At 64.7% G+C, this 2,966-nt stretch carries 4 protein-coding genes; 2 read left to right on the top strand and 2 right to left on the bottom strand.

Going from position 1 to position 2,966, the window contains the following annotated elements; translation table 11 throughout:
• The first annotated feature begins 725 nt into the window (after positions 1–725).
• A complete protein-coding gene (locus AB0I77_RS53245; protein WP_363290280.1) occupies positions 726–1,088 on the top strand; it encodes a hypothetical protein in 363 nt (120 codons plus the stop codon).
• 150 nt (positions 1,089–1,238) lie between these two features.
• Here AB0I77_RS53245 and AB0I77_RS53240 read toward each other — a convergent pair whose 3' ends face one another.
• Both AB0I77_RS53240 and AB0I77_RS53235 read right to left on the bottom strand, forming a co-directional pair.
• A complete protein-coding gene (locus tag AB0I77_RS53240; RefSeq protein ID WP_363290279.1) occupies positions 1,239–1,403 on the bottom strand; it encodes a hypothetical protein in 165 nt (54 codons plus the stop codon).
• 442 nt (positions 1,404–1,845) lie between these two features.
• Positions 1,846–2,124 carry a hypothetical protein gene (locus AB0I77_RS53235; protein ID WP_363290278.1) on the bottom strand — a complete coding sequence of 93 codons (279 nt, stop codon included), beginning with the start codon at positions 2,122–2,124 and terminating at the stop codon, positions 1,846–1,848.
• A 302-nt stretch (positions 2,125–2,426) separates the two neighbouring features.
• Here AB0I77_RS53235 and AB0I77_RS53230 point away from each other — a divergent pair.
• Positions 2,427–2,966: hypothetical protein (locus AB0I77_RS53230; protein ID WP_363290277.1), on the top strand; the 540-nt coding region annotated here is incomplete at its 3' end.

Raw genomic sequence — 2,966 nt, 5'->3', positions numbered from 1 at the left:
CCCGTGTACGGAGCCTTCCAAACTGGTGGTTCAGGTCGGCGAGAAGAGCCGCACTTGTCAAGACCGCGTGCAGTGGCTGACACCAACAAGCGCGAACAGCAGCGGTCGGCGCCGGACCTCAATGGACGATCGACCAAGGCGCCAGGGCCGTTGGCCGACGTTGACAGACCCCTGTGATCGACCTGATAAGGATGAGGCCAGATCTCGAACTCTGTGTCCAGCCCATGGCTGACGCCCGCCGACCCGCCGCCACCCAAGTTACTTCGGGACAAAGTAGTCCCAAATATCACCCGTCAGGCAGCGCGGAGCCCATCGGCGCACTTGTACGAGTGTTGAGATTTGTGTGACAAAAGTTGTTGTTGTTGCGCTGAGGTAACTAGGTGGCCAGTCCAGTGCCGCATTACGGGTTGACCACGGGTGATCCACGTGCCTCTCCGGCACTGTTCAACTAGAAAGTCACTGCTTTGAGTCACTCCCGAACCACCCTCTCACTCGCAATCGGTGTCCTCACGATGCTCGCCTGCACGTCTAGCAACGGTTCACCCGCGTATGCGTCCGCGCCCCCGCCGTCAACCCGCACCGCCAGCGCGTCGGCCAGTGCCGCCCACACCTCGCCAAAGCCCAAACCATCACTCCAGGCGCCCCCGGCCACCGTCGATGCGGCGTGCCCACTGCTCCCGGTAGGCGATCTCAGAAGACTGCTCGGCGGAAGCAGCTCCTCGCAGGTGGTCGCCACCGAGGACCACAGCGAGAAGCCGAACGGTAATGTGATCAGCCATCAGTGTAGGTATAGCAAGCCCGGCGCCGCCTCCTCCGCCTTCGCACTCGACGTCGAAACGCATGCCCATCCCGTGCTCTCCCCCACGCAGGTCATCGCCAGCGTTGCCAAGGGGGCGCCAGCTCCGGCACACCCTGTGTCCGGCGTGGGGCAGGCAGCGACGTTTTACACGCAGTCGGACGGCATGTCGGTCATGGCTGCGGCCAAGCGGTCCGCCAGCCAGGTGCGGATTGTGGTATTCGCGGCGCCCACCATCGTGCCGGAGCAGAAGTTCATCGACGTGGAGAAGCTGGCGCTCAGCCGCATCTGACACGATGCGCTGGCGCCACCGGCGTACGCAGTCCCACCGGCCCTCACGGGCCTCCCGGCAGCCTGCACGGGGATCTGCGATACAGCAGCGAAGTACAGCAACCCCAGCAATTGGCAGCGCCGGTGCCTGCGAGGCCACGCGCTCCAGCGCCTAGAGGAACTGCCGGCGCTCTCCGGAATCCATCCTGCCGAGCTCAGAGGCAATGCCTTCCAGGGTGCTCAACGCCATGTGCGAGTCGTGCCCCACCTGGATGAGATCCTCCAAGGTCGCCATCGCCGTCAGAAGGGCCTTGACCACTTCGTCTCCCTGAGCCACGGCTTCACCCAACTTCAACACGACTGATCGGGAGAGAATGCTGTCACCCAGAGGTGTCCAGGACACCACCGGTGCTAGAGCTCCACGACCGCTCACGCCTATTTGGGGATGCCGGTGCTTTGCGCCTCCTGACGGCAGAAGACGACGGCAACAGAGGCGTACGCACCGGGACCCTGGAGGTAGCAGGGGGACTGCCTTGAGCCCTTGGAGTAGCAATGCGGCAGCACGCACGTAGCTCTCAATGAACTCCTAATGCGGTGCTCACACACGAGCGCCCTCCCGGGCCGTCCTCGCGCCGTGGAAGGGCGCTCAATGGTGACCAACGTCGACAACTGCCGACGGCTCAGCAGCAGGTCAGAGCGGTGATCGGTTAGGCGGCCGCAGGTCACGGCCGCCCATGATCAGTTGTGGCTGAACTGGCGCCTACCATCCAGCTGCGACCTCAACTCTCTTGGTCCTCGACCATGCCGATGGCGAAGGGGAACGACTCCAGGAAATCGCGCCGCGCAGGGTCTTGCTCCGCTTCGGCCAAGTCCGCGATCACCTGCAAGAGCCGCTCGCGTTGGTCTGCGGGCAGTTGCAGCAGTACCCAGCCGACGCTCTCCATCATCTTCACCGCGGAGTCGGGATCCACTTCCTCATCCCCGCAGCTCTCCAGCCACCACACGACATCGATGAGCAGGCCGGTGAGCGCTGGCACGAGCGGATCCCTGTCAGTCATGCGTGCAACGTAGCCGAGCCCTACGACACCGTCTCGTGGGTCGCTGAGTGTTTAACTGCGTGACAACGCCCGCGCACAGCGGCGGACGACCGCGGACGCCCGTGGATCGTCACCGCAGGTGGGAAGCGCACAGGCCCAAGGTCGAGCGCCCGCCCAAGTTGCTTCGGGACGAAGCAGTCGCTCGATCAATGCATGGGTGCTCGCGATGGGGAGCCAGCTCGTCCAAAACCACCCACGCCGAGGCTGCCGGCGCTGGCATGCTGGCAGGTCCGAGTATCGGACCGCAGCCCCAGGGGGACAGCGTGATCGTGAACCGGCGTATCGGCAGCGAACAGCCCGATGAGTACGACGAACTAGAACAGCACCTCACCCAGAAGCTCAACGTCCCGCTCAACTGGCCCGAAGAGAGCGACCTCACCGCCAGCCACGTCGCCACAATCGCCGCCGCTGCAACCTGCGACACCGCGTACAGCCAAGCTGCCAACGGTCACTTGATCGACCTGTTCGCGGCGCTCCGGCTGCCGGGAACCGCAGAGGGGCAAAGCTTCTGGAAGCGCATCGGCGATGCTGGGGGCACTGCGGCCATGACCATCGATCCTGCCAACATGGGCGGCCCCTTCTTCGACCGCATCCATGACGGCAACGAGGGCGGCATCGCCTCCCGCGTCCTGAGCTTCCTGGAGGAGCTGACGCCATCCCAGCGCACCGCAGTGGCAGAGGTCATCGGCTCAGTCCTCGACTACGGCACCATCGGCGTTAGTGGCCGTTATGGGGGCGAGCTGTGGCTACGGGACGCCGAGATGAGCGCATGGCGCGTCGCGCTGGCCGGGCGACGGGAGTTC

It is taken from the genome of Streptomyces sp. NPDC050619 (assembly GCF_040654815.1).
Classification (GTDB): domain Bacteria; phylum Actinomycetota; class Actinomycetes; order Streptomycetales; family Streptomycetaceae; genus Streptomyces.
Note: the sequence above shows the minus strand (reverse complement) of the source record. Positions and strands in the feature narration are given on the sequence as shown.